General features: G+C 35.1%; 24 protein-coding genes. 11 read left to right on the top strand and 13 right to left on the bottom strand.

The annotated features are described in order from the left end of the window. Positions 1–5: 5 nt before the first annotated feature. Positions 6–212 carry a hypothetical protein gene (locus VIL26_01575; GenBank protein ID HEY8389633.1) on the top strand — a complete coding sequence of 69 codons (207 nt, stop codon included), beginning with the start codon at positions 6–8 and terminating at the stop codon, positions 210–212. Between the two features lie 93 nt (positions 213–305). Here VIL26_01575 and VIL26_01570 read toward each other — a convergent pair whose 3' ends face one another. Both VIL26_01570 and argS read right to left on the bottom strand, forming a co-directional pair. Beyond that, a complete protein-coding gene (locus VIL26_01570) occupies positions 306–944 on the bottom strand; it encodes a GNAT family N-acetyltransferase (protein ID HEY8389632.1) in 639 nt (212 codons plus the stop codon). A gap of 6 nt (positions 945–950) precedes the next feature. Beyond that, the gene (argS, locus tag VIL26_01565) at positions 951–2,684 is read right to left on the bottom strand and encodes an arginine--tRNA ligase (protein ID HEY8389631.1); all 1,734 of its coding nucleotides are present in this window, start codon (positions 2,682–2,684) and stop codon (positions 951–953) included. 200 nt (positions 2,685–2,884) lie between these two features. Here argS and VIL26_01560 point away from each other — a divergent pair, with 200 nt between their 5' ends. Then, positions 2,885–3,049, top strand: a complete 165-nt coding sequence (locus tag VIL26_01560; GenBank protein ID HEY8389630.1) for a YjzC family protein — start codon at positions 2,885–2,887, stop codon at positions 3,047–3,049. 52 nt (positions 3,050–3,101) lie between these two features. Here VIL26_01560 and gyrA read toward each other — a convergent pair whose 3' ends face one another. Together gyrA and gyrB are read right to left on the bottom strand one after the other, a co-directional pair. After that, positions 3,102–5,624 (bottom strand): DNA gyrase subunit A, encoded by a 2,523-nt coding sequence (gene gyrA, locus VIL26_01555; protein ID HEY8389629.1) that lies wholly within the window; start codon positions 5,622–5,624, stop codon positions 3,102–3,104. Between the two features lie 28 nt (positions 5,625–5,652). Beyond that, a complete protein-coding gene (gene gyrB, locus VIL26_01550) occupies positions 5,653–7,590 on the bottom strand; it encodes a DNA topoisomerase (ATP-hydrolyzing) subunit B (GenBank protein ID HEY8389628.1) in 1,938 nt (645 codons plus the stop codon). Between the two features lie 268 nt (positions 7,591–7,858). Here gyrB and VIL26_01545 point away from each other — a divergent pair, with 268 nt between their 5' ends. Beyond that, a complete protein-coding gene (locus VIL26_01545; protein HEY8389627.1) occupies positions 7,859–8,002 on the top strand; it encodes a hypothetical protein in 144 nt (47 codons plus the stop codon). Positions 8,003–8,099: 97 nt separating this feature from the next. Here VIL26_01545 and VIL26_01540 read toward each other — a convergent pair whose 3' ends face one another. Both VIL26_01540 and VIL26_01535 read right to left on the bottom strand, forming a co-directional pair. Continuing rightward, entirely contained in the window at positions 8,100–9,542 is a 1,443-nt protein-coding gene (locus VIL26_01540) for an MFS transporter (protein HEY8389626.1), read from the bottom strand. A 93-nt stretch (positions 9,543–9,635) separates the two neighbouring features. Further along, positions 9,636–10,412 carry a patatin-like phospholipase family protein gene (locus VIL26_01535; protein ID HEY8389625.1) on the bottom strand — a complete coding sequence of 259 codons (777 nt, stop codon included), beginning with the start codon at positions 10,410–10,412 and terminating at the stop codon, positions 9,636–9,638. Positions 10,413–10,564: 152 nt separating this feature from the next. On the opposite strand from VIL26_01535, the gene VIL26_01530 reads away from it, so the two are divergent. The 6 genes from VIL26_01530 (at position 10,565) to VIL26_01505 (ending at position 14,457) form a co-directional block, all read left to right on the top strand. Further along, positions 10,565–11,836, top strand: coding sequence for an MBL fold metallo-hydrolase (locus tag VIL26_01530; protein ID HEY8389624.1), 1,272 nt, complete (start codon positions 10,565–10,567; stop codon positions 11,834–11,836). A gap of 71 nt (positions 11,837–11,907) precedes the next feature. Then, the gene (locus tag VIL26_01525; GenBank protein ID HEY8389623.1) at positions 11,908–12,189 is read left to right on the top strand and encodes a YabP/YqfC family sporulation protein; all 282 of its coding nucleotides are present in this window, start codon (positions 11,908–11,910) and stop codon (positions 12,187–12,189) included. Further along, the gene (gene yabQ, locus VIL26_01520) at positions 12,186–12,533 is read left to right on the top strand and encodes a spore cortex biosynthesis protein YabQ (protein ID HEY8389622.1); all 348 of its coding nucleotides are present in this window, start codon (positions 12,186–12,188) and stop codon (positions 12,531–12,533) included. The genes VIL26_01525 and yabQ overlap by 4 nt, the downstream gene beginning before the upstream one ends. Positions 12,534–12,553: 20 nt before the next feature. Then, on the top strand, positions 12,554–12,832 hold the full coding sequence (locus VIL26_01515; GenBank protein HEY8389621.1) for a septum formation initiator family protein: 279 nt from the start codon (positions 12,554–12,556) through the stop codon (positions 12,830–12,832). Positions 12,833–12,834: 2 nt separating this feature from the next. Continuing rightward, on the top strand, positions 12,835–13,704 hold the full coding sequence (locus VIL26_01510) for a Ppx/GppA phosphatase family protein (protein HEY8389620.1): 870 nt from the start codon (positions 12,835–12,837) through the stop codon (positions 13,702–13,704). Between the two features lie 579 nt (positions 13,705–14,283). Further along, on the top strand, positions 14,284–14,457 hold the full coding sequence (locus tag VIL26_01505) for a zinc-ribbon domain-containing protein (GenBank protein HEY8389619.1): 174 nt from the start codon (positions 14,284–14,286) through the stop codon (positions 14,455–14,457). 113 nt (positions 14,458–14,570) lie between these two features. Here VIL26_01505 and rho read toward each other — a convergent pair whose 3' ends face one another. From rho to ychF, 6 genes are all read right to left on the bottom strand, one after another. Continuing rightward, entirely contained in the window at positions 14,571–16,007 is a 1,437-nt protein-coding gene (gene rho / locus VIL26_01500) for a transcription termination factor Rho (GenBank protein HEY8389618.1), read from the bottom strand. 179 nt (positions 16,008–16,186) lie between these two features. Then, positions 16,187–16,855 carry an MBL fold metallo-hydrolase gene (locus VIL26_01495; GenBank protein HEY8389617.1) on the bottom strand — a complete coding sequence of 223 codons (669 nt, stop codon included), beginning with the start codon at positions 16,853–16,855 and terminating at the stop codon, positions 16,187–16,189. Next, on the bottom strand, positions 16,852–17,265 hold the full coding sequence (locus tag VIL26_01490; protein ID HEY8389616.1) for a DUF1934 domain-containing protein: 414 nt from the start codon (positions 17,263–17,265) through the stop codon (positions 16,852–16,854). The genes VIL26_01495 and VIL26_01490 overlap by 4 nt, the downstream gene beginning before the upstream one ends. 184 nt (positions 17,266–17,449) lie before the next feature. After that, positions 17,450–17,977 (bottom strand): hypoxanthine phosphoribosyltransferase, encoded by a 528-nt coding sequence (gene hpt, locus VIL26_01485; GenBank protein ID HEY8389615.1) that lies wholly within the window; start codon positions 17,975–17,977, stop codon positions 17,450–17,452. Continuing rightward, positions 17,977–19,308 carry a tRNA lysidine(34) synthetase TilS gene (gene tilS / locus VIL26_01480; GenBank protein ID HEY8389614.1) on the bottom strand — a complete coding sequence of 444 codons (1,332 nt, stop codon included), beginning with the start codon at positions 19,306–19,308 and terminating at the stop codon, positions 17,977–17,979. The genes hpt and tilS overlap by 1 nt, the downstream gene beginning before the upstream one ends. 52 nt (positions 19,309–19,360) lie before the next feature. Further along, entirely contained in the window at positions 19,361–20,449 is a 1,089-nt protein-coding gene (gene ychF, locus VIL26_01475; protein HEY8389613.1) for a redox-regulated ATPase YchF, read from the bottom strand. A gap of 134 nt (positions 20,450–20,583) precedes the next feature. Here ychF and VIL26_01470 point away from each other — a divergent pair, with 134 nt between their 5' ends. After that, on the top strand, positions 20,584–21,363 hold the full coding sequence (locus tag VIL26_01470) for an undecaprenyl-diphosphate phosphatase (GenBank protein HEY8389612.1): 780 nt from the start codon (positions 20,584–20,586) through the stop codon (positions 21,361–21,363). Here VIL26_01470 and VIL26_01465 read toward each other — a convergent pair whose 3' ends face one another. Continuing rightward, a complete protein-coding gene (locus VIL26_01465) occupies positions 21,364–21,621 on the bottom strand; it encodes a Veg family protein (protein ID HEY8389611.1) in 258 nt (85 codons plus the stop codon). 214 nt (positions 21,622–21,835) lie between these two features. Here VIL26_01465 and VIL26_01460 point away from each other — a divergent pair. After that, the coding region (locus tag VIL26_01460) for a DUF3794 domain-containing protein (GenBank protein HEY8389610.1) at positions 21,836–22,155 on the top strand (320 nt) is incomplete at its 3' end.

The following is a 22,155-nucleotide window of genomic DNA, read 5'->3' as shown; positions in this document are numbered from 1 at the left end:
CAAATATGCCAAAAATCGAAGTTATAAATACATTTAGCGGATTAATAGGCAAAGCCGTCAGTCCAAAGAGGTTGAAAAGAAAAAGCATCAAGCAGCCCATAATAGCATTAATTATCACACCCCAAAACCCTTTGCTTTTGATTTTTAAAAGCCAGCACGAAAAAGATATCAATGCTATGCCTAAAATCATAGAAGTTGCTATCTCTATGTAAAATATAATATCCATATAACTAAATATATTTGGCTTGTCCGGAATTTAGAATTTTATTAAAAAAAGAAATTAAAATAAATGTAGTTTTTTGGAATTAAATGACCTTGCACATTTTGATTTTGTTATTTTCAAAATATACGCCAGCATAACCTCGGTTTAGATATTTTCGATATTTTGTAAAATCTAGACAATATATTTCTAAAAAATCGTTTTGGTCAACAGGAAATTCTTTATCCGTAAATTTGATCAGATATCCAAAATCTATGTTATGATCGCGGTTTACAGAAACAAGCCTAAAATTTCTTTTAAAGAAAAAAGAAAGACTTGCCTGGTTTTCTAGCTGAATAACAGCACAAAGGCAGATATTTTTTTTGACCTTTTGCATTAATTGCTGATACAGCATTGACGCTATACCCTTATTGCGATAACGGGCATCAGTCATTACGCCAGAATATTCGTAGACCATTGTATTTTGATCCACATAAGGATAAAAAGTATTGACGACTTGTTTTAAATATTGTGCATAAATTGGATCATAGTCAACAGCGCTTAATCCCACAATATTGCCATTATCCAACGCCCCTAGCATTATTCCTCCATTATCCAAAATCATTTTTAGATCATTATCTTCGTAAGGATAGAAAAACTCCTTGCGTTCTAAAAACTCAAGCTGAGCTTGATAGAAGGCAAGGACTTGTTTATAATGCGAGATATTAAGCGTCAATATTTCCATGGTTATTTACATCTTTTCTAGCGGTTTTAAAAGAAGTAATTCCATGCCAGTTTTTAGACAGTTTTTTACTGCCATTGTCAGCAATACTCTAGCTTTTTGAACTCTTAAATCATCATCAATAATCTTATAATCAAAATAAAATTTATTATAACCTTGCGCTATATCAATTATTGCGCGTGCGATTATTGACGGTTCGTAATTTTGAGAAGCCAGAACTATTTGATCAGGGAAGGCATCAATATTTTTAACTAATGTCAATGAATTATCATCCATCAAAGAACTATAATCAGCCTGTACTTCTTGTAGTTCTTTGGACAGTTCATAGTTATTATAATCCACGCCCGCTTTTTTTAGAACGCTGCAGCATCTTGCATGTGTATATTGCAGATAAGGCCCCGTTTCCCCATCAAAGTTAAGTACCCTGTCCCATGAAAAGACAATGTCTTTAATCTTCGAATTGCACAAGGAAGAGAATATAACAGCGCCTACGCCCACAGCTTCGGCTGTTTCGTCTATATTATCTGCGTCTGGACTTTTTTGCATTATTATGCTTTTGGTCTTTTGTACCGCTTTATCCAAAACATCTGAAAGTTTAATAAGTTTTCCGCTTCTTGTGGACATCGAACCGTCTTCCATGCTTACCATTCCGTAAGCAACATGAACAAGATCCTTTGCCCACTCATAGCCCATTAGTTCAAGTACTTTAAAAAACTGCCTAAAATGCAGATTTTGCTGATAAGCTACAACATAAAGACATTTATAAAAATCATAAGTCTGCTTGCGGTAAATTGCTGTCGCAATATCACGCGTAGCATAAAGACTTGCCCCATCGCTTCGCAAAATTAAGCAAGGCGGCATATCATATTCGTCAAGCATTACGACTTTTGCGCCGTCGCTTTCAACTAGTAGATTTTTTTGTTCCAAGGTCTTGACGACAGGTTCAACCTTATCTATAAAAAAGCTTTCACCAAGGTATGAATCAAAGGTTATGCCTAATCTTTCATATATCTTGCCGATATTATCAAGAGTAATTTTTTTGAAGTTTTGATAAATAGTTACGGCTTCGTCGTCATGCATTTCGATCTTTTTGGACCACTCTCTTGCTTCGTCATCAAGCTTGGGATTTTTATCAGCTTCATCGTGATAACGTACATACAAATCTAAAAGCTCATCCAAACCCCTTTCTTCCAAAATTTTTGGATCGCCCCATTTTTTGTATGCGGTTATGAGTTTTCCGAATTGAGTTCCATGATCGCCTAAGTGATTGATGCCTATTGCTTTATATCCAAGATAATTAAATATTCTATAAAGCGAACCGCCTATCGCTGTGGTAGAAAGATGTCCCATATGAAAGTGTTTGGCGATATTTATAGATGAATAATCTAAGCATATTACTTTGCCATTGCCTATATCTTGTTTTTGCAAGCCGTCTTTTTTGCTTTCAATCACATCTTGAACGTATTTTGTACGGTCAATAAAGAAATTAAGATAACCGTTTACTGCTGTAACGCTTTTTAAGAATGAAGGAAGAGTGGCAGCATTAATTTTTTGTGCCAAAGAGTTGGCTATATTTACTGGCGACGAGCGCAAAATTTTGGAAAACTTGAAACAAGGCAAAGCATAGTCGCCCAAGTTAGGTTCAGGCGGGACATTGATAGAATTTTGAATTTCCTCTTGATTTATGCCTGAAACTTCGAGATTATCACATATTAATTGAGAAATAAGTTGTTTGTATTCCATTAGATTTTCCTTAAATTAAATTATTACCAAATTAAAGTACAAATTATTATAACTTTTAATATATTTAATGTCAATCTTGTCAATTTTGAGTTTTTGGGTTTAAAAAAAATTCATCTTAATAAATAAAATTTAAAATTTTGAAAATACTATTAGTGAAATAAAGGCAAAAGCCTTAATTTTAATATTTTAGGAGGACCAAAATGGCTAATCAACAAAAATTTAAACCGGGAGAAAACTGCCCTGCATCCGGTGAGTACGAATTGATAGATACAGACGGTCAGGGTACTGGCGCATTTGTAACTATGGAAAAGGGTAACAGATTCCCTCCCACAGACAAAGAAGGACAGACCTATTCTCAAAGCTAACAAATTTAAATTAAAAAAACGAGCTTAAAATCAAGCTCGTTTTTTTATTGATTTATTCTTGTGTGTTGTCTGATAAATCCTCAGCCTCAGCATTGGTGACTGCTACGCAGACAACTTTGCTGCCGGACTCCATTTTCATAAGTCTTACGCCTTGGGTATCTCTGCTTATTTTGGATACATCTTTGCAGTTTATACGAATTATTGTACCGTTATCTGAAATCAGCATAATATCGTCATCAGGGCGCGCCTGTTTCAGGTTAACTAGTTGTCCTGTCTTTTTATTGAATACGCCTGCTTTTATACCTTTTCCGGCACGTGTTTGCAATCTGTATTCTTCTATATCTGTACGCTTTCCATATCCAAATTCAGAAATAGTTATAATTTCGTGTCCAGGCTTGATAACTGTCATATCTACCACAAAATCATCTTCGTCAAGCGACATACTCTTTACGCCTTGAGTATCTCTGCCCATAACTCTTACATCTTCTTCGCTAAATCTTATGCATTTACCCATAGCAGAAGCGACCAAGATTTCATCTCTGCCGTTGGACAACTGTACGCTTATAAGTTCGTCATTATCTACTAGATTTATAGCGATTTTGCCTACTTTTCTAATTCTTTCAAATTCGTTTAAAGCTGTCTTTTTGATTAATCCATTTCGTGTCGCCATTATCAGATAGCCTTTGGTCATGCCCTCTTCTAGAGGTATTACAGCTGTTATCTTCTCGCCTTCGCTCAAATCAAGCAAATTGACAATAGCTCTGCCTCTTGCTGTTTTTTGCGCTTCAGGCACTTCGTAGCCTTTTAGGCTGTAAACTTTGCCTTTATTGCTAAAGAACAACAAGTCGGAATGGGTGCTTGTGATAAACATGTTTTCCACAAAGTCTTCTTCCTTGGGTTTGTGAGCTGTAACGCCTTTTCCGCCGCGTCTTTGAGACTTATATTCCGTTACAGGCAAACGTTTTATATAGCCAAAATGCGTCATAGAAATAAGAACATCTTCTTTTTCTATCATATCAGCTATATCTATTTCGCCGTAATCAAGAGAAATTTCTGTTCTTCTTGGATTACCGTAAGTTTCTTTTATTTGTGTTAATTCTGTTTTTATAATATTTTCAATTTTTTCTTTAGAATTGAGAATGCTCTTTAGTTCATTGATCAAGTCTATTAATTGCTGCTTTTCTTCTTGAAGCTTTTCGACTTCTAGCGAAGTAAGTCTTTGTAATCTCATTTCCAAAATAGCATTGGTTTGTTTGTCTGATAAAATAAAGGTTGACATTAACTTTTCTGAAGCTTCAAATCTGTCGCGGCTCTTTTTAATGATATCAACTACCGCGTCAATATTTTCCAAAGCTTTTACAAGACCTTCTACTATATGGAAACGTTCTTCAGCTTTGTTAAGATCAAATACTGTCCTTCTGGTTACAACTTCACGCTGATGTTCCAGATAATAATACAGCATTTCTTTTAGATTAAGTATCTTAGGCTCGCCATGTACTAGCGCCAAAAACGTAATACCGTTAGAAACTTGAAGGTTGGTATGCTTATATAACATATTGAGAACAACAGAAGGCTGAGCGTCTTTTTTTAGATCAATTACAAAACGCATACCTTGTCTGTCTGATTCGTCTTTTATGTCTGTAATACCTTCTATGCGCTTTTCTTTAACTAAAGTAGCTATTCTTTCTATGAGTTCAGCTTTTATAACCTGATGAGGAAGTTCTGTAACTACAATGCGTGTTTTTGTAGGCGATCCATCTTTTCCATGTGCATATTCTTCTATTTCACACTTTGCTCTTACGGTTACGCCGCCATGACCTGTTTTGTATGCATGACGAATGTTCGCCCTGCCCATTATTACTCCGCCTGTAGGATAATCTGGACCAGGGATAATCTGAATCAACTCATCTATTGAAATATCAGGGTTGTCTATTAATGCTATAACACCGTCAATTACTTCGTTGAGGTTATGCGGAGGTATATTAGTAGCCATACCTACGGCTATACCGTCAGAACCGTTTACCAAAAGGTTGGGAAATCTAGAAGGCAAAACCGTGGGCTGCTGCAATGTATCATCAAAGTTGGGATAAAAATCTACAGTTTCTTTATCGATATCTCTTAAAAGTTCAGCACTTATTTTTGAAAGTCTTGCTTCTGTATATCTCTGAGCAGCAGGAGGATCGCCGTCAACCGAACCAAAGTTACCATGTCCATCAACTAAGGGAGCACGCATTGAGAAGTTTTGAGCTAGTCTTACTAATGCAAAGTACACTGCACTGTCACCGTGAGGATGATATTTACCCAAAACATCGCCTACGATACGAGCGCATTTTCTGTGCGGCTTTGAATAATCCAAGCCCAATTCATTCATTGCATATAATATTCTTCTTTGAACTGGTTTTAGACCGTCTCTTACATCAGGAATAGCACGGCTTACGTTAACAGCCATTGCATATGCTATAAAAGATTTTTTTAATTCGTCATTGACCTGAACCTTGACTATATTACTCTTATCAAGAACTTTTTTAAACTCTTCTTTATCTAGAGCATTAACTACATTTTTTTTCTTAGCCATTATATCTTATACCTTACCTTATCCAAAATTAAATATCCAGTTCTTTGACGAGCTTAGCGTTGTCTTCTATAAACTTTCGTCTAAGTTCAGGTTCTTCACCCATAAGCACAGTAAATAACTCGTCAGCTTCAAATGCGTCTTCTAATGATACTTGAAGCATTGTTCTGGTTTCGGGATTCATTGTAGTGTGCCAGAGCTGTTCGGCATCCATTTCGCCCAAACCTTTGTATCTTTGAACTACTGTATTCTTTCTTCCAAGCTGATTGAGTGTATCTTCAAGCTCTTTATCAGAATAGCAATAAATGTCTTTTCCGCTTTTGCTGATTTTATAAAGCGGAGGCTGTGCAATATACACATGACCTTTTTCTATCAGAGGACGCATATATCTAAAGAAGAAAGTCAAAAGCAAAATTCTTATATGGCTTCCGTCGACATCGGCATCAGTCATGCAGATTATTCGATTGTATCTAAGCTTGCTTTCGTCGAATTCTTCGGATACTCCGCAGCCAAACGCTGTGATCATATTTTTGATTTCTTCATTTTCCAAAACTTTGTCAAGTCTTGCCTTTTCAACGTTGAGAATTTTACCTCTCAAAGGCAATATAGCCTGAAATCTTCTGTCTCTGCCTTGTTTTGCTGTACCGCCTGCGGAATCACCCTCGACTATATAGATTTCGCACAAAGATGCGTCAGTTTCTGTACAATCAGCAAGTTTTCCAGGCAAAGTTGTAGATTCCAAAACAGATTTTCTTCTGGTCAAATCCCTAGCTGTTCTTGCTGCTTCTCTTGCACGCTGTGCTGTTAGGCATTTTATTACTAGCTCTTTAGTTTTCTGAGGATTTTCTTCAAGATATGTTCCCAAGCCTTCATTTACTGCGCGTTCAACAAGGCTTCTTATCTCTGAATTACCAAGCTTGGTTTTGGTCTGACCTTCAAATTGAGGGTTAAGAAGTTTTACGCTTATAATTGCGCAAATACCTTCTCTTACATCTTCACCGCTTAGCTTATCATCATCTTTTAAAAGACCTAATCTTTTTCCATAATCATTTATGACTTTGGTAAGAGCGTTTTTAAAACCAACCAGATGAGTACCGCCTTCTTCAGTGTTTATGTTGTTGGCATAGGTATAAACAACTTCGTTATAGCTGTCGTTGTATTGCATTGCAATCTCAACTTCGCCTTCGTCATAACTATAATTCATATAAAGCGGTTCATCAAAGAGGGTTTCCTTAGAGCGGTTTAGATATTTTAAAAAGTCAACAATACCGCCTTCAAAATAGAAAGTATCAGAACGCTCCATTCCTATTCTATAGTCATTAAGAACAATAGTTAGTCCTTTATTTAGATAAGCAACTTCTCTTAGGCGGGTTTTTAAAACATCATATGAAAAAATAGTCGTTTCAAATATATCTGCGTCCGGCATAAATATTACTTTAGTACCGGTATCATCGGCCTTGCCGATTTCTTGCAGACTTCTTTGAGGAATTCCTCTATTATAATTTTGAAGATATTTTTTTCCGTTTTGATGAACTTCTACAACAAGCCATTCGCTTAGCGCATTGACAACAGACAATCCCACGCCATGCAATCCGCCGCTTACTTTATAGCTGCCGCTTCCGAACTTTCCGCCTGCATGCAGCTTAGTCAGCACGACTTCAACAGCCGAAACTTTTTCGGTTTTATGAATTCCTGTAGGAATACCTCTTCCGTTATCTGTAACCGCACATGAGCCGTCTTTGTTGATATCGACTATAATTTTAGTGCAATATCCTGCCAAGGCCTCATCCACACTGTTATCCACAATTTCATATACAAGATGATGAAGTCCATGTTCGTCAGTAGAACCTATATACATTCCAGGACGTTTTCTTACAGGTTCAAGCCCCTCTAAGACCTGAATCCCGCTTTCATCATATGCAGCCGTTACCTTGGTGCTGTTTCTATCGTTAGGATCATTTATTGCCATATTATCGCTCCAATTAATCAAGAAAATATTATATTAATTATACCACAAATCGACTTGGGAGCAAAGCATATTAAAACGCACAAAAATCCAATATATGAAAAAACGGCTGTAAATAGGCTAAATTCTCTCAAAATGTTTTTACTAGCTAAAGACTTTATTTGAAAAATTAAGTCTTTAAACAGGCATTTTTTCCGTCAGTATAAAAAATAGGGATTTTTCAAATAATATTAACCCAAAAACTTATTTATTTTAAAGGATAAAACTTGTCATGGATGATATAAGTGAACTAAAAAAACAGGTAGATCAAGCACATAAAGAACTGATAGAAAGTCCTAATGATGAGGTCAGCAAACGTATAAAAAAATACATAGACACAAAAGAAAAGTATTTTTTGGCTTTGTCTAGAAAATAAATTTTTGTCTTTTTTAAGACAAAAAAGCCTCTTGTTTTAGCATTTTTTCAAGAGGCTTTAATTTTTATATTTAACAGAGTTTTAAAGTTTTTTCTAATTAATCTTCTTCACCAGCCAATAGTTCTAAGCCTTTTTTGGCTATTGGTGTAGAATTTCCGTGTTTAACAAATGTCATTACTACCAAAGCCAAAGCCATAAGTATAGTTGCGTAAGGGAACATAAATCTAATATCCAAAACGTCAATTATTCCACCTACTACAATGGGAGTTATCATTTGTGCGGTCATTGTGAAGCTGTAATACAATCCTGTAAATACGCCGGTATTGTTTTTATTTGCCATTTCTACGCTCATAACATAAGAATGCACATTTATTGTTGCCCAGCCTATGCCCACAAAGATAAACACCACAATCATAAGTATGTTGACAAGAGCTACATTGGTTTTAGGTACAGTGAATACCATTAGACAAGAAATCAAAAGTCCTATTATGCAAGTAGATATGCCAATCATAACTGTCTTTTTTCTGCCTAATTTTGAACCCAGCAATCCAGCAGGTATAAAAGCAACAAATCCGGCAGCCTGACCTATTATCATAGGCAATTGGAAATTCTTTTGACCAAGATATTCTAGATAAAATGTTGAGTAAAAAGTTTTCAGACCGTTATAAGCCATAAACCACAAAAACGCCGCGCCCAAAAGAAGTATTAAGCTTATAAGCTGCGCCTTGGTTAATCCAAGTTTTTTAAATCTTCCGCCTTCATTTTTTGCGATTTCTTCCTGTATTTTTTCATCAAGGTCTTGTTCGTCTTCTACAATGCCAGCAGCTTCAAGCATTTTTTGTTTTTCTTCTACAAACTTATTTTCTCTTACCTTGATTATCATAACAATCATAGCAAAAATCATCAATACAGCTACGCTTATCATCAAAATCCAGTTGCTTATGCCATATTGGATGTATTTTACTTCTTCACCATTGATTGATTCGGTGCGGGTTTTTAAGAAGATCATTGACAAAACCATTGCCACAACTCCACCCACAACACCCATTATGTTAATTATGGCGTTAGCTTTGCTTCTTAGAGGTTTAGGTGTAACGTCCGGCATAAAAGCGACGGCAGGCGAACGATATAGACACATAAACACAAGCAAGAACGCAGTTGAGACAAGCATCAAAATAAGATTTTGTGTTTCATGTCCCAAAGTTACAAACATCAATGCTATTGCCGCCAAAACAGTGCCTACTATTATAAAAGGCATTCTTTTGCCTAATTTTTGCAGCTTGGGATGTTTGGATGTGATTTTTGGGAAGTCGTCGGATAATTTTCCCATGTAAGGCAATAGTACGAGCGCAAGCAAATTATCCAAAGCCATAACTACGCCCACTAACACCTTATTATTGTCAAAAACTTTGAAATTTCTCAAAAACAAAGGCATTACAGAATCATAAATTTCCCAAAAAAGGCATATAGCCATAAAAGCTAGGCCTATTAGAATTGTTCTGCCAATATTTAGTTTTAGCCTAGGGGTATCATTTTGCATAAGTTAAAATCTCCCTTATCCATAATGATTAGATTTTAACTTATTTTTGTAGATAAGTAAAGATAAAATTTATTGGTAAAATTATATAAAAATTTAATAAAGATCTAAAATTTGAGGAATAGCAGCTTTTGCGGCATTGTATCCAAGTTCTATCATCTCTTCATACCCGTCTTTGCTAGTTGGCTTGAATTTTTTAAGGTCAGGCGTAATTAAAACATCTGCATATGTTTTGCCAATCATAGCATTGACTGAACCCATTATTCTTATGGTTGCGCCAATGACATCCAAAATTCTTAGGCTGTCTGTACCCTGTCCTCTAGAACTGTTGACATCTATAGCCACAACTTTTTGGGCACCCATAACCCTAGTTACATCGCTTGGTACGGTGTTAAGCAGTCCGCCGTCAACAAGATGCATATTATCTATTATTACGGGGCGGAAAAAGAACGGAACAGCACAGCTTGCGCTTACGGCTTTTGCCACAGCTCCGCTTTTTAAGTACACTTGAGTTGCTTCTTTCAAATCCACAGCCACAGCGATAAAAGGAATTTTGAGCGCATCAAAGGTTATATCACCTATATAATTTTTTAAGATATTTTCTAGCTTAGCTGTATCTATTGGAGGCAAAGATAAAGCACTCCTTAATGATTTCGGATCCAAAGCATGTGAGATATTGATAAGGTCTTGACTGTTAGCTCCTGCACAATAAAGCGCTCCGACAATAGAGCCTGCGCTTGTGCCTGCTACATAATCAAACTTGATATTATATTCTTCAAAAGCTTTTATTGCGCCGACATGAGCAAAACCTCTGGTTGCTCCCCCGCCCAAAGCCAGACCTAAAAGCGGTTTTTTATCTTTTTTGAATCTCATATTCATCTTCCTTATTATATGGTTTACTTTAGCAGAATATTATATTTTTTATAGAGTTTTTCATTAGGAACTTTTTTATGATTATAAAAATATATCGTTATAGCGGTTTTGTCAAATTTAAAAATAATGTATTATTATGATAGAAGTAGATTATGAAATATTTGTATAAAAAAATAACATGTTCTTTATTATGTATTTTTATTTTGATTGCTGGCGTTTTTTATAACATCTTACCTGACAAACTGGTGTATGCTCAAGAATATGATCTTGAAGTGCATTTTGTAGATGTCGGTCAAGGCGACTGTATCATAATACAACTGCCTGATGGAAAAACAATGATAGTTGATGCGGGCGACAACAAAAACAAAACAGAAGAAAAAATCCTAAGCTATATACAACAAAATTTTGACGGACTAAAATATTTTGACTACTGCATAGTTACGCACACTGATGCGGATCACTTAGGAAGCATGCCTGAAGTTTTAGAAGTCTATCCCGCTATGACGATATACCGTCCCAATGTAATAGCATCATTATCCGGCTTTGTGGATCCTGTGCTTGCAATTACGCAGGATAATACTATAACAGACCAAAATCTTAAATTATGGGATGACGATGGAATAGACATAGAAGTTGAGAGCAAAAGCACGGTAGTATATAAAGAATTTATAGAACAGGCATACAAATCATTTGAAATTGACGGAAAATCTTATACGCCCAAAGTTTTGGTAAGCGACGGAAGAAGATATAATCGTCCCCAATCTAAGCCAAGTCAGGATATAAACGGCGATAATTATTTGATTAGTTTTTATTCGCCGTTAAGTTATCAATATTCTGATTCAAACAATTATAGCAATATCTTTATTATAGAATACAAAGGCTTTGAATTTTTCTTAAGCGGTGATGCAGAAAAAGAAGCAGAAGCCGCCTTTGTTGAAACATATAAAAATGAAGAATTTGATATAGATGTATATAAACTTGGACATCATGGAAGCCGAACATCTTCTTCTAGTGCGTTAATTGAACTTGTCACTAAGCAATCCAAAAGGTCGCAGATATATGGCGTAATAAGCTGCGGTGAAGGCAATTCTTACGGACATCCCCACACCGAAGTTTTGGATAGATTTTTAGAAATGGGCTTTTCTCAAGATAAATTGTTAAGAACGGATACTATGGGTGATATAGTGTTTGAAGTAAAAAAGCAAAACGGTGTTTACAATCTATATTATAAAGACAGCATTATTCCAGGCGATACCAAAGAATTTGATTTCTTTGATGAAATAAAGCAATTTATAAATTCAATTTTTGAGAACATGCCTGAAAATGCTTTTTATATAATAGGCGTTGTAATAATAGCAGTTATCATATTGATAGTTATAATAATCATTAATAATCAGCAAAAATCAAAAAATATCAAGAAATAAATAAAAGTAGCATAACCTCACCTGTAAGAATAATAAAGATATATAAAACATTAAAAAATACAGGTGAGATTATGTCTTCAGAGAGCAATCAGGTTTTGACAGCCAAGACGCATACGTTGCAATGCGATGGTCGAAAAAAGTTATCCATTACGGGTGTAAAAGAAGTTATCAACGCCAACGATGTTTTGGTCTTAATTGATACAAGCGCAGGTGTGCTTGAAATTACAGGCTCGGAAATAAAAATCCAGAAATACAACGCGGACGAAGGCGGGCTTGTGATAACCGGTGAATTTTCTTGTTTTAAGTATGACCAAACCAAAACAAAGGGATTTATAAAAAGGCTGTTCAAATGACAATCAACGAAGGGCAAGGACTTATTTTTCTTGCGTTTTTGTTTGGCGGGATTGTGATTGGACTTGTATGCGAACTTACATATACATTTAAGGTTATCTCGTCTAACAAAATATATATTTTTATATTAGATTTTTTGGTAATGCTCATAATCGGAGCTGGGCTTGTGTTATGGGCATTTTTGATAAATTACGGGGAAATTCGCTTTTATTCCTTTTTATCTTACATTTTAGGTGTTTTTTTATTAAAGGCTATTCTAGGCAAACATTTTGAGAGCTTTCGTAAAATAGTGTATAATCAATTTTGCAGACTTTTCAAAGACAATAACGAACAAGGCAAAAAATAGCGTTATTGGTGGAGGCGGTTATGTCCGCAAGAGAAAAAAAACGACAGCTTATTACTGTTGCCGCCGTAAGCCTTTTGGTAATAATGTTAATTGCTCTTACTATCAACATTATTACAATATTTAGGCTGAAGGCAAGACAAGAAGAGTTGCGAAAAAAACTCAGCGAATTGAATTTGTTGTCAGAAAGAATAGACAATGAACTTGCAAGCCGTTTAGAAAAAGATTATATTGAAAAGTACGCAAGAGAAAAATTGGAGTTGACAGAAGATGGGGAGATTGTATTTGTCCCCAAAAAGTAATCATGAACGCAATAATCGATTTGGGATCTAATTCAGTAAGGCTTATGCTTACCGGCAAAAGTTTTGCCAAAATGTCTAAAGTGACTCGCATAGCCGAGGGTTTAAGTACAACTGGAATATTATGTGACGCCGCAATGGACCGAACTTTGGCGGTATTGGAAGATTATGTTATTTATGCCAAACAAGCAGGCGCTCATAATATTTATATTTTTGCAACTGAGGCTATACGCGCAGCCAAAAATTCGCATGAGTTTTTAAAAAAGGTCTTACAAAAAATCGGAATTGAAATAGACGTCATGAGCGGCAATGATGAGGCTTTGTGCGGTTTTTTGGGCGCGGTCAGCGGTCAAAGTGAAAAAGGACAATTTTTAGGCGTAGTTGACATCGGCGGAGCAAGCACCGAGATAAGTATTGGAAAAAACAATGAGATTACATATTCTAAAAGTTTGTCCATAGGAACGGTAAGACTTAGAGATTTGTTTGGTCTGGATAGAAAAGCCTTAGAAAAATATATAAAAGAAACTATTCAAAATTACGGTCAATCAAAAGCCGATAAATTTGTAGGGATAGGCGGAACATTTACTAGTTTATCTAGCATGCTTTTAAAATTAAAGCAATACGATCCTAAAATCGTAGATAACAGTATAATTAAGCTAAAAGCTTTAAACACGCTTGTTAATGAGTTGTGGATCAAATCAGATCAAGAAATATATGAGTCATATCCTACTTTGGGCATTGAACGCGCCAAAGTCATTAGATATGGTGCTGTTTTGGCACAATCAATTATGAAGATGTTGAATATCGAGAACATAACTGTAAGCGAAAAAGATAATATGGAAGGATATTGTATTTATAAAAAAATACCCTATTGAATCATATATTAAGTATTTTGCATATACTAGAATATACAAAAATGTTTGACAAAAAGCATTTAAGTAGTATATATTTTTATATGTTGTTTAAAAGCCGACTTCAATTTTGATTTTTTCTAGATATAAAAAAATATTTTTACTAAAGATTAAAATTTTTTGAGTTAATGTTCAGGCAGAGGGGCAATGAACATTTATAAAAAATACGCTATATATTATTTTATAGGGTTTGTCCTAACATTCATAAGTTGGATCAGCATCGTAATTTATATTTTGTTTAATACTATATCATCGTTTGTGCTGATCAATTTTGCCATTGTAACGCTGTGTCTGATATTTTTTATGACATGCAGTGTGTATTATCGAAAAAAGGCAAAAACTAACAGAGATAACAAGACAGCAAAATCATATACAAAGTAATTGCAAAAATACCTTTGTTTTGATATACTAAAAGTAAATCCGTAAGACTCTGTTTAGGATAATATCACTATTAAAAACACCCACGGTTAACACTCAATTCGTTTTTGAAAATGATACTATCTCTTAAAAGACCGTTATGGAAAAAGAACAGGAGGTAGTACCATGCCCGATAAGAAGCTAGTTTGCAGGGACTGCAACAAAGAGTTTTTGTTTACCGAAGGCGAACAACAATTCTATGCAGAAAAAGGCTTTACCAATGAGCCCACAAGATGTCCCGAATGCAGAAAAGCAAAAAAGCAAAGATTCAATAACTCAGACCGTGGTTATAGAAGATAATTTAAATCAGCTTTTTAAAAGACTCTCGTATAGAGAGCCTTTTTTTATGCAAAAAAAAATGCCGTAAAATATCTCAATTGTACGGCAAGTTATGCTTTTTATTCAATTATATTTTAAAGATTTTTTAACCAAAGCTGAAGATTATCAATAAATTCTATATTATTATTTGTTTTTGACATCATAGCAATCAGTTGTTCTGTAGCTTCTTGTGTATCGCCTACTGACAAAATCTTTCGTATAGACCAGATACCTTCAAGCTCTTTTTGAGATAACAGCAATTCTTCGCGTCTTGTACTGCTTTTTGCAAGATCAATTGCAGGGAATATACGTTTTTCACTGAGGCGTCTGTCTAGGTGAATTTCCATGTTGCCCGTACCTTTAAACTCTTCATAAATTACATCGTCCATTCTGGAACCTGTATCAATCAAGGCTGTAGCGATTATTGTAAGACTTCCGCCATTTTCTATATTACGCGCAGAACCAAAGAATCTCTTTGGACTGTATAATGCGCCTGGATCAATACCGCCACTTAACGTTCTTCCTGTTGGAGGAATGGTAAGGTTATAAGCACGTGCCAATCTTGTAAGACTGTCTAGCAAAATGACTACATCTTTGTTCATTTCTACAAGACGCTTTGCCCTTGCCAAAACAAGTTCGGCAGCCCTAGTATGATGGTCTGGACTTTCATCGAATGTTGAATATATAACTTCACCTTTAATAGAACGCTGCATATCGGTAACTTCTTCGGGACGTTCATCTATCAGCAAAACTATAAGATGTACTTCGGGATGGTTGATAGCTATAGAATTGGCAATTTTTTTCAAAATCGTTGTTTTACCCGCCTTAGGAGGGCTGACTATCATACCGCGCTGACCTTTTCCAATAGGTGCTATTAAGTCTATGCTTCTTATTGCTATATCATATTTTGAATTGGGAAGTTCAAGTTTAAATCTTTCATTAGGATAAATAGGAATTAAGTCATCAAAGTTGGGTCGTTTTGCAATTTCATCAGGATTTACACCGTTAACGCTTATGATATTAAAAACTGCAATTTGTTTGTCTTCGCGAATTTTTCTGACTTGACCTTTTATTAAATCGCCTTTTCTTAGGCGGTATTTTTTTATTAACTGATTGGAAATATATGCATCTTTATCGCCCGGTTCATAATTGTGAACTCTCAAAAAACCATAACCGTCATTATGAATTTCCAAAATTCCTTCACGTTCTTCAAATTCATCATAATCATTAGTAGCTGAATCGTTTAAAACAGCAGGGGTTTTACCAAGGGAAATTACCGGAGTATTTATATAAGAAGAATCTGTAGGTGTTGTGGCAGCATTAGTTGTATTGGTTATAAGCGGCTTAGGAGGACGGCCTCTGTTTGATCTGGGCTTAGGGGCTATCTCGCCTTGTAGCACCGCGATTATTTTATCAATCAATACATCTTTTTTGTACATAGTGGGAGAATCCACTCCGACACGTCTAGCATATTCCCTGAGTTCAAAAATGCCCATATCGGCAAGGGTACTCCTGTTGTAAACTTTGTCCATTATCTTAAAAAACTCCTTTGAACATTTGAATATATAAGAAAGGTGTAAAAATCAATTTAATTATCTAAAAATATCCATAAAAAATTTTATGCAAGGCAGTTAATGTTTATTAACTTTCTAAGCATGCATAAAATGTAGACGCTTTTAGATTTTGTAAAATTAAATCTAAAAATACATGTTTAAAGCATATTCGATTTTAATAAGCGTTTGGGTATTATGATTTTGGTGAAATTTCCTTCAAAATCATCTCTCTCAAACTCCAGAATGTCATCCTCTGAAAAGATTACAGCATCGTCGTCAAACAGCCTGATAAAAGAATCTAATTTTTCTATGTCTATTTGGCAGTCAGGTGTTTTGTAATGCATAGGTATTACAACATCAGGCATTAATACATTAACATATTCATATGCCTGGTGAGCATCAATGGTATAATTTCCCCCTACTGGAATGAGCAGTATATTAACAGGCATTAATTGGTCAGTAAGTTCTGCTGAAACTTCCTGTCCTATATCGCCCAAATGACAGACATCAATGCCGTCAATTCTAAATTTGAAAATTAGATTTTCCCCTCTTTTTTTGCCTTGTTTATCATCATGAAAGCTAGGTATAGATGTAATTTGAACACCCAAAACATCAGTTACACCCGGCTTGTTTAAAATAATTGGCGAACCTTTTATTGCTTTAAAATAGTTGTGATCAGCGTGGCTGTGAGAAGAAGTAACTATGTCGGCATGTACTTCGGGCATTTCAAAACCTGTAAGTTTTTTATCATATGGATCAGTTACAATTGCCGTGCCGGTGCTTTCTTTTAGCAAAAAACTTGCATGCCCCAGCCATTGCAGTTTCATAATGCTCCTCCAAAGACACATTTAAGAATTAATTTATTTTTCATACTTTCTGTTAGCGCATCGGCTTTAAGCGAATATTCCATGACTAGATTAATTATATTATCTTCCTGTTTATAAGAAATATCATGCGTTGTTACCTTTATCGGCAACAAGCCATAGCCTGTATCTATGAAAAATTCTTTAACTTGATTTTTGGTTAATATAATTGTATAGGATTGCTCTCCGATTCTGGTCAAGGTGACCGTGTCTTCAGAAAAACCTATCGTTGTCTTATAATCTTCATTTTGAAAGTCTACAAAAACACCGACGCCTCTAAAAGTAACTATTCCGTCAGTGTCGATTCTCAAAGCACGATTGCCATTTTCATAAGTGTCAAGAATAATTTTAGCAGAATATTGCCTTTCTTTCATTTGGCATAACTATTATATCACATATTCTAGTTCAAAAAACAAAGAAAAATAGATTTTCTTGAATATTTTTTGAAAAGTGACATATCCTATAATCACAAAACAATTTATTTGTTTTGCTAAAAGGCTGATTTCAGGGTATATATAAAATGTAATTTATTATATTCTGTATCAGCCTTTTTTATTTTTAGCCCTTAGGGTCTAATACACAAATATCTTTTAAATTGCGGTATTTTTGTGCGTAGTCAAAGCCATAGCCTACTACAAATTCGTTAGGAATTGTAAAGCCCAAATAATCTGAACTGATTTCAACCTTTCTTCTTTCAGGTTTATCCAAAAGACAGCAAACTTTCAAAGAATTAGGATTTCTTGAAGACAAAACTTTTTTGAGATATTGCAATGTTAAGCCGGTATCAACAATATCTTCAACGATTATAACATCTTTGCCGTCAATAGCTTCGTCTGCATCTTTTATCATTCTTACTTCGCCTGTTGTTTTATGGCTTGAACCATAGCTGCTTACAGAAATAAAATCAATTACAACATTGCATTTGATTTCTCTAATAAGGTCGGCAAAGAAAATAACGCTTCCTCTCAAAATTCCTATCATAAGAATGTCTTTTCCCGCATAATCACGAGAAATTTCTTCGCCTAGTTCTTTTACACGTTGTTTTATAGTGTTTTCATCGATTAATACTTTAGTAATTTTAGACATTACTGTTCCTCCAAAAATTTCAGCTTATATATGTTTTGTGTTTGGCTTGTAATCTTTACCTCTTGGCTAACAGATATTCCTATTATAGCATATATCTGATTTTTTTTCGCTAATAAAGGTACCCTATTACGCTTTCTTGCTAATATTTTTTTGTCGATAAAATATTCTTTTAGCGATACTTTCCCGCTTCCGCCAAATTTATTTATACAATCGCCTGCTCTTCTAAACCTGATGACGCAGTCAGAAGGCAATGTATCTGCATCCAGATACTGCTCTTGTAAATTTTTTAAAAAATTGATGTCATCAAAATCATTTTTCATTAACTCAACTTCCAAAACACCATTAGGAAGTTTTATTTTTCCTGTACCAAAAGGTACACTGAAATCTAAGAATTCGTCATTTTCTAGATTTGATTTATCAATAAGTGTTATGCCGTTATAATCTCTTAAAGCTATTATTCCGTTTTTTATATCCAGCTTAGTTCCTGCAGGCCTTAGAACAAGAGATTTTACTAGCTCAATATGAGAAGAATCGATATCATAATGGATGCCCAAAGAGTTAAGTGAGTTGAGTATTTCACGATTGATTATACTGTCTTTAAAGTTAAAGTGCTCTAAAGGTATAAACAATTCATTATTATTGACTTTTTGACCAGGGACATATTGTTCTATAAATTCATTATCTACTTTGGCAGTCTTAGAAAATGAATTTATATTTTTGACAGCTTCTTTAAAGCGTTCTTCAATCTTGGGCAAAATTTCTAGTCTTATAAAATTTCTGTCATAGTCCGTGCAAAGATTGGTTTCGTCAGTAACATAAGGTATATTATTGTCATTGATGTATTGAATAATTTCTTCTTTAGGCGTATATAAAAGCGGTCTTATTATTCCCTTTGGGGTTTTTAGGCTTATTCCGCCAGCGCCCTTTAGTCCGCAGCCGCGAAACAAATGCAGCAAAACGGTTTCAGCATTGTCTTTAGCATGATGCGCTGTCGCAATATAATCAACTTCTTTTTTTTCTATTAATTCATGAAAAATAGCATATCTTTCTAGACGCGCCGAGTTTTCCACATTGTTTTTAAACAGCTTTTGTCTATCTAGTTTATAAAAAAGACAAGGAACATCTATTTTTTGGCAATAGTCTTGTACAAAAGCACTATCTTCATAAGATGTTGAGCGGATGTCATGGTCTATATTAATAACGACAATGCTGATTCCAAGTTTTTGTTTGTTTTCAAAAAACCAATGAAGCAGCGCCATGGAATCCATGCCGCCGCTTACCGCCAGGCCTATTTTTTGTCCTTTTGAAAAAAAATCAGTGATTACATTCATTAACAAGAATTATACCATATAGTATTATGATTTTATACCAAGCAAAAAAGCATCAGACGTTAAACCTAAACAGAACAACATCTCCGTCTTTGATTACGTAATCCTTGCCTTCACTTCTGACCTTGCCCTTTTCTTTTGCCGCATTAAAAGAGCCCAAAGCAACCAAATCATCATAAGATACAATTTCTGCTCTAATAAATCCTCTTTCAAAGTCGCTGTGAATTTTTCCTGCTGCTTGCGGTGCTTTGGTACCTTTGGTTATGGTCCACGCTCTTACTTCTTTTTCGCCAGCAGTCAAGTAGCTGATTAAGCCTAAAAGTCTATAACCTGTAACAATAAGCTGTTCAAGTCCGCTGGTCTTTAGACCCAAAGCTTCCATAAACTGCTCTTTTTCTTCTTTGTCAAGGCTGGCAAGTTCTTCTTCAATTCTGGCGCAGATGACCATAAATTCAGAATTTTGTTCCTTGGCATATTCACGCACAGTTTTTACATAATCAGTTTCTTTTCCGATATCATTTTCACCAATATTAGCGCAATATATTACGGGCTTGGTGGTCAAAAGGAAAAACGATTGAGCAAGTTCTATTTCTTCAGGTGTTGAAAGAACACTTCGTGCATTTTTTCCGCTTTCCAAAGCAGTCTTGATTTTGTTAAGAAGTTCTAGCTCTTGAATGCTTTGCTTATCTCCGCCTTTTGCCGCTTTTGAAGCACGGTCTATTCTTTTTGTTACGCTTTCCATATCAGCCAAAATTAACTCTAGCTCTATGGTTTCTATGTCGCGCTTTGGATTAGGACTTCCGTCAACATGAATTATATTTGGATCATCGAAGCATCTTACTATATGAACAATAGCATCAACTTCTCTTATGTGCGACAAAAACTTATTGCCCAAGCCTTCGCCGCGGCTTGCTCCTCTTACAAGTCCGGCAATATCTACAAATTCAAGTACGGCAGGTGTTATTTTTTTTGTGTTATATAATTTTCCCAAAACTTCAAGTCTAGGATCAGGAACATTGACTACACCTACATTAGGTTCTATAGTACAAAACGGATAATTGGCGCTTTCTGCACCGGCATTAGTTATTGCATTAAAAAGCGTGCTTTTGCCAACATTGGGCAAACCCACTACACCCAGTTTCATTTCAAACGAACTCCAAAATAAAATTATTAAGCAAGAGGTATTATAGCACACACGAAAAAAAAGTCCAAAGACTTAAATCCAAGGGTTATACAAATTAGGTTATTTTTTGAAGCAATATTCCATATCTATTAATTATGACTATTTGGGAAGCGATAATTTTAGGATTAATTCAAGGGCTTACAGAATTTTTGCCTATTTCTAGCAGCGGTCATTTGGTTTTATTTCAAAACCTCTTTAATATATCCGAAAGTGCGCTTAGCTTTGATATTGTGGTGCATCTTGCTACATTGATATCAGTAATTGCGGTTTTGTTTCAAGAAATAAAAAAATTATTTCTTAATCCGTTTTCTAAACTTACAGTTAATATCATAATTTCTGCTATACCTGCAGCGGTTATAGTGTTTGTGTTTGAAGCCTTTTTAAAAGCAAGCTTTGGCGGAAACTATTTAGGCTGGGGTTTTATGATAAGCGCAATTTTTTTGCTTATCGGCGATCTTGTTTCGCAGAAGCCTCAAAAATGGTTATTGGGTAACAACGGTTTAGACCAAATTACTGTTGGGCAGGCATTTATTATGGGCGTGTTTCAGGGCATAGCAGTGTTTCCTGGCATATCCCGCAGCGGTTCAACAATAAGCGCAGGACTGGTAGCAGGTCAAGATAGAGAAACTGCAGCCAAATTTTCCTTTTTGATGAGCATACCAGTAGTCTTGGGTGCAGTAGTTGTTGATATAATAGACATAGGCGTTGTAAATGTGGATATAGGCGCAGGCGCAATAATCGCTGGTTTTTTGAGCGCTTTGGTAAGCGGATTTTTCTCCGCAAAAATTATGCTCAAAATTGTATCAAATCACGCCTTTTGGGGATTCTCAGTTTATCTTGTGCTTATGTCTTTATTGTCGTTTTTGCTGCTATGATTATGTGGCTGACATTACATCAGGCACAGAAATCTTGACATCTCCGCACAAAACATCCGAATAAGAATAAGTGATAATATCCATAGATTTATGTTCATTTATTCTGACTGTAAAAACAGAAGGATAGATTTCTTCTAATATTCCTGTATATTTAACATAGCGTTTTCTGCCACGATGAACTGTAAGCTTTATTGCTTTTCCTTTTAACTCTAATATCTTTTGCTTTACAGATTCCATTTCATAAATAGGTTTTCTCATATTTTTCTCCTAGATCTTTGGTAAATGTTTTTTTAAAAACCAAATTAAGGTAACTTTGATTATTATGCCCCTTTGGTCATAAAAATAAACCAAACGCAATATATTATTAAAAGCACCTAGATAAAAAAATAAAATACATATTTATAGTCATAAAACAACAGCTATCGCTATAAAATATATTGTTACACTGTAAATATTAACAGGGGGCATCATTATGGCATCAGAGCAAATATATGAAAAAATTATTCCGGAGCATTTTAAAAATGTTACTCCAAATCAGGTCGCTATTGAGGCAAGGCTTCAGCCCGAAACAGATGCAAAAATAGCCAAAATTTTGACTATTTCATGCGACAGCGATATTTTATCTTATGAGGCGCTGGCAGGCGAAGTTCGTTATAACGGCAGAGCTAATTTCAAAGTGCTGTTTGTCGATACGGACGGAGCAACCAACAGCATGGATTATAATGCCGATTTTTCAGACAAAGTTGTTGACGAAGCCATAATGCCTTCAAGTGAATTGCTGATAGAAGCTCA

It is taken from the genome of Clostridia bacterium (assembly GCA_036562685.1).
GTDB lineage: Bacteria > Bacillota > Clostridia > Christensenellales > DUVY01 > DUVY01.
Note: the sequence above shows the minus strand (reverse complement) of the source record. Positions and strands in the feature narration are given on the sequence as shown.